Origin of the sequence: Streptomyces sp. NRRL B-24572 (genome assembly GCF_002156145.1) — a bacterium.
Taxonomy (GTDB): Bacteria; Actinomycetota; Actinomycetes; order Streptomycetales; family Streptomycetaceae; genus Streptomyces; species Streptomyces vietnamensis.
The window spans coordinates 1-5,501 of record NZ_MWIG01000319.1; the positions used below are offsets into that span (position 1 = coordinate 1).

Annotated in this window: 2 protein-coding genes; one reads left to right on the forward strand and one right to left on the reverse strand. The window is 76.0% G+C overall.

All coding sequences use genetic code 11. The annotated features are described in order from the left end of the window. Window positions 1-86: 86 nt before the first annotated feature. Window positions 87-4,934, reverse strand: coding sequence for a hypothetical protein (locus tag CCN56_RS20055; RefSeq protein WP_086828701.1), 4,848 nt, complete (start codon window positions 4,932-4,934; stop codon window positions 87-89). 188 nt (window positions 4,935-5,122) lie between these two features. Between CCN56_RS20055 and CCN56_RS20060 the strand changes: the two genes are divergently transcribed. Further along, window positions 5,123-5,501 (forward strand): LacI family DNA-binding transcriptional regulator (locus CCN56_RS20060; RefSeq protein WP_143664573.1); only part of this gene is annotated, 379 nt, incomplete at its 3' end.

The following is a 5,501-nucleotide window of genomic DNA, read 5'->3' on the forward strand; positions in this document are numbered from 1 at the left end:
ACGACGCCGCCCCGCCCACCCCTCGGTGGGCGGGGCGGCGTCGTCGGGGCCCAGGGCCCGTCCGGCGGACCAGGGCCGGACAGACCCTAGTCGGAGACCCGTCCCCAGGCCTCCTCGAACATCTCGTGGAGGGGCGCCGTCGGCAGGATCCGTACGAACGGGGAGCGGATCCACTTGTCCCACATCGGCCGTACCAGGTGGGTCGTCAGCTTCACGGTCTCCAGCGGCAGGTGCGGGGCCTTGAGCTCGGTCCAGTCGCCGGGCAGGAACAGGGTCCGGCCGGCCCGTGCCCGCTTGGCCTCCAGGACCGCGCCGGTGGCCAGGAGTTCCGCCCGGACCTCCGTGTGCCGCTTGGTCGACCAGCCGTTCCACCGCCGTACGTTCCGGTCGGTGGGCGCCGCGAGGGTCGCCAGCTGGAGGTACAGGGCCGCCGCGTCCCCGCCCACCCCGAGCTCCGCCGCCACCCGGGCGACGAGCTCCGGGCAGGAACGGCGCGGATCCGCCTCGTACGCCCCGGCCGGTACGGCTCCGGACAGGGCGCGCCGCATCATCCGCTCAAGACCGCCGCCCGCGAGCAGCGGTGCCACCCGGTCCAGGTCCTCGGCGAGGTCGGTGACCTCACGGACCGCCTGCCATGTCCGGGGGTCGGTGACGGCCGCGGGACGCAGGAAGGCGGTGCCGTGGGGGGCGCACACCACCAGCGGTCCGGAGTCGTACGCGGTCTGCGGATCCGACCCGTTCTCCGGGTGCCGGGCCACCGGCAGACGCCGGGGCCCGAACCGCTCGGCGATCCGCTCCGGCGTGTCCTTCACGCAGTACTCGGGGAGTTCGAGCAGCAGCTCGGGGCGGTCCAGCTCGGCGCGCAGCCGCTCGTACAGGGCCTGGGCGCCCGCCAGCGCCGGATCGCCGACGGGCCGGTCCGTCCACGCCCACACGAGGGCGCTCGCGATCTCCGTCAGGGCGAGTCCCACCGGGGTGCGGTACGGCAGTTCGGGCCCGGCCTGCGGTACGGCCCGGACCTCCACTCCCCTGCCCTGCCGGGTCGCCGCCAGCTCCCAGCCGGCCGCGGGCACGGTCGCGTCCTCGGCGGCGTCGTGGCCTCCGGCGAGACGCCGGGCCCACACCTCGCCGAGGCCCAGGTCGGCCTCCAGGGCGTCGGCCGTGTCGTCGTCGACGGCGGGCCGTGCCCCGAGGAGCTCCCGCCACGCCCCGGCCATCCGCTCCACCGCCGCCTCGACCCCGCCCGGCCGCCACAGCTCGGTCGGGTCGTCGGGCAGGGCGGCGGCCAGGACGGCCCTGCGGCCCGCGCCGCCGAGCCTGGTACGGAGCTCTTCGTACGCCTCCGTCGTCAGCGGGGTCGCTTTGTACGGGGCCTTGCGCACGAGGGCCCGGTGCTCCTCCCGGTCGGCCCGGCCGACGAGACCGGCGACGACGAGCCGGGCCACGGACCGTCGTACGCCCGTCAGTTCGGCGAAGCGCGCGGCCGCCGACTCCGGGAGCGGGACCGGCCCGTGGGCGTCGACGGCGGCCACGAGGGCGCGCAGCCGCTCGGCGTCGTCCCGCTCCACGCGCACGTGCCGTACCTCGGTGGCCACACCGGGGACCGGGTCCGCGTGCGGGTTCCCGGCGACGGGCGCCACGAACCACTGCTTCGCGCCGGCGTCCCGTACGCCTGCGGACGCGATGGCCGTGCCGTCCGCGCGCATGAGGTCCACGAACCCGGGTCCTGACGTCCTCCCCGCCCACCAGCGGCTGCCCGCGCGGGCGAACGGCTGGTCGGCCCAGGTGTCCAGGAGCGCGAGGAGAGCGGCCCGGTCGGCGTCCGGGGTCGGTGCGACCGCCGCCCGCCAGGCGACGGCGTCGATCGCGCCGAGGAGCTGCGACCAGTCGTGCGGCGGGGCCGGCGGCGAGAGGCGGCGCACCTCCTCGACGATCGTCCCGGCCAGGCAGGAGCCGTCGGCGGCGAGCGCGGTCAGCGTCGCCGGCAGGGCCACGTCGGGGGTCCGCCGCCACTGGTCGGCCTCGCCGGTGTCGACGAGGCCGTGCAGCGCGGGGACGAGTGCGGTGTCCGGCACGGACCGGCGGAGCCGCACGGGCGGCGTCTCGGCGAGCAGGGTGACGCGCCGGTGCAGGGCACGCCGCCGCTCCTCCACCCGGGCGGCCCGCTCGGCCACCGCGACGACGGCCTCGACCAGGACGGGATCGGTGACGTCCGGCAGCTCGCGCGCGACGACCGAACGGAGCGCGGAGGTGCCGGGGGAGGCGGCCGGGCGGTCGGAGGCGATGGGTCCGGCGGAGGCGGTCGCATCGTCGAGGGCCGCCGCATCGCCGGAGGCCGCCGCGCTCTCGACGGCTGCCGTGAGCAGCGCTTCCGCCGTCTCGCGGCTCACGTTGCGCAGCGCCCGGGACCCGGCCGCGTCCCGGGTGCGGAGCAGGTACCAGAAGGCCGGGGGCAGGGCCACGCCCCCGGACACGGTGACGTGCCGAACCGGCCCCACCCGGGGGTGCCGGGGCGAGTGGTGGCCGTCCAGCTCCCACAGCAGGACGCCGTCGGCGGTGTACGCGCGCACGCCCGTCCGCGTCTCGGCCTCGGCGAGGACCACGTCCTCCACGGCGCCCTCCGGCGGCGCCCACAGCGCCCAGGGCTTCTGCCCCTGCCGGTCGATGGCGAAGCGGGCCGTGCGCCCGTCGATGCTCTGCAGCAGGTAGTGGTCGGGCGCGGGGTCGCGGTGCGGGGTGCGGAACAGGATCCGGGTCCCGACGAGGCCGTCCCTGCTGCCGAGCGGGGAGTCGGTCAGACCGGCGGGCAGCGGTGCGAGGTGGAGGGCCTCCGGGGCCAGGGCCATGCCCGCCTCGGACGGTTCCGTCGCCGGGTCCGCGCTCGCGGGGCGACCGGGGAAGTCGGGCACCTCGATGCCGCCCGACGGCTCACCGGTGACCGGGTCCACGGCCTCCCACGGGCGCCGCCTGTACACGCCGTTGGTCCAGATCCGGGTTCCGTCACCGAGCTGCAGTTCGTTGCTGTCGATGCCTTCGGTGCCGCCCGGCCGAAGGGCGCGGAGGCCGCCGTGGCGCCCTCCCCCGTCGGTGGTCTCGAACTGGAAGCCGTAGGCCCCGTCCAGCTTCCCGCCGTACGGCACGAGGCCGCCCTGCTCGTCCGGTGTGAAGGTCTCCTCGGGCCGGTCCGCCCAGCAGGCGGTGTCGCAGAAGTACGGATCCGGCTTGACCGACCAGCTCACCAGGAAGGATCCGCCGACGTAGTGGACGGCGTACATCGTCGCGTCGTCCGGCACCGTGAACCGGCAGGAGGCCCGCACCCCGTCCGGGTCGACGGCGACGGCCCGGCCGGCTCCGAACACGGTGAGCACGGGCCAGGTGCAGGTCACTCCGGCGACACCGGGCACGGGGCCGACAGCATCGGCATCGGCATCGGCATCGGCATCGGCGGACTCCGCTTCGGCGGCGAACTCCGCGTACACCGACTCAAGCGACGGCCAGGCCAGTTCCTCCGGAAGCCCGGCCGCGAGCGAGCGGCGCAGCGCGCCCGCCGCGCCCGCCGCGCCGAGGGCGTCGGCGATCCCGCCGAGCGCCGTCACGGTCAGCCGGTCGAGCAGGGTCTCCAGTTCGGCCACGGACTCCTCGGCGCCGGCCATGCCGCCGCCCCCGACTGTGTCCACGAGCTTGCCGACCCGTGCGGCCACCTCCTGGGCGATGCCCTCGTTGCCCGGGAGCAGAGTGACCGCGGAGCCGGGCTGCCGCCCGCGTGCCATGTGCCGGTTCGGCAGCAGGTCGGCGTGCACGGTCCCCTCCAGGCGTGGGCCGAACACCGGGTCGGCGGCGAGCGCGGCGAGGTCGCGCCGGGACTTCTCGCCCCAGAAGCGCATCCGCACGTCCGGGCCCGGGTCGGTGACCACGGCCCCGGCGGCCAGGCACGCGTCGAGGACGTCCGCGTCGAAGCCCTGGTAGTGGTGGCGGGTGGTGTGGAGCGTCACGGGTGCGCCCTCGGCCCGCAGCCGCGGCCCCAACCGGACGATCAGGCCGAGGAGTTCCTCCGGAAGCGGCTGGCGCGCGACTCCGCCGCCGGACTGCAGGGCGTACTGGTACATGCGGACGAAGTTTCCGACCCAGTGGTGCACCCCGCCCTCCGGCACGACCCGGCCGGCCTCCATGGCCCCGGTCGCGCCGCAGCCGATCAGCATCCGCAGCCACGCGCCTCCGTCGGTGACGCCCTCGGGGAAGACCTCCACCAGACCGGCCGCCACCGCGTCGGTCGGCGGATGGGCCGTCAGGACCGTCTCCGCCGCGGTCAGCAGGGCGTCCGGCACGGCCTTCTTCCGGGTGGCCGAGAGGATCGTGCCCACGAGCCGGGCGACCTCCGCGTCACCGAGTCCGGCCGTCTTGGCGGAGGCCCGCACCCGGCGCACCAGATCCGCCGGCAGATCGGCGGGCGAGCCCGCCCAGGCGGTGAGGAAGGCCTCCAGGGCGGTGTGCGCCGCCGCCGGCTCCAGCGTCTCGGCGAGGAACCGCTGATGGGCACCGAACTCCTTGGCGGGCATGGCCCCGCCCCGGGCGAACAGCAGCCCGTTGGCCCGGCGATAAGCGGCATCGACGGGCAGCCCGTGCTGGGCCTCGGCCGCCCGCGCCGCCGCGTACGCCCGCCCGCCCGGCCTGCTCCCGTAACCGATCAGCCGGTGCCCCACGGTGTCCCAGAACCACGGCAGATGCGCCGGCGGCAGCTGCCGCGCCCGCCGCGCCATCGCGTCGACGAACGCGCCGGGCCTGGTCCAGGACCGGTTGAGCTCGGCCCCCATGTCCTGGACCAGCGCACGCGCGCTCTCGACCGCGCCCGGGTCGTGGGCGGCGACCCAGTCGGCGTAGGTGGTCGACAGGTGTGTACCGGTGGCGGGCAGCAGGGCATCCAGCGAGACGATCATGTCTTGGATCGTCGCACGCCCCACTGACACCGCCCCGGGCGGCGGGTGTTCACCCGCCGTCCGCATTCTGGGAGCGCTCTCAACAGGTGCGGGCTACAGATATCCTGGTCCGCGCAGGACCGCACACCACCCGTCGGACACGCACACCGCACACCCCGTCCAGCCGCCGCAGTCGAGGAGCGCACGCCTTGCCCGAGCAGACCACGGGGCCCCGCCCCACGCTGGAAGCCGTCGCCTCGCGCGCCGGGGTCTCGCGCGCCACGGCCTCCCGGGTCGTCAACGGGGGCGCGGGCGTGCGCGCTCCCCTGGTGGAGAAGGTGCGCAGGGCCGTCGAGGAGCTCGGTTACGTGCCGAACCACGCGGCCCGCACCCTGGTCACCCGGCGCAACGGCGCCGTGGCCGTGATCATCGCGGAGCCCGAGTTCCGGGTCTTCTCGGACCCGTTCTTCGAGCAGCAGGTGCGGGGGATAAGCCGGGAACTGACCGTTCACGACGCCCAGTTGGTGCTGTTGTGGGTGGAGGGTCCCGGAGACCACGAGCGGATCTCGCGCTACCTCGGGGGCGGGC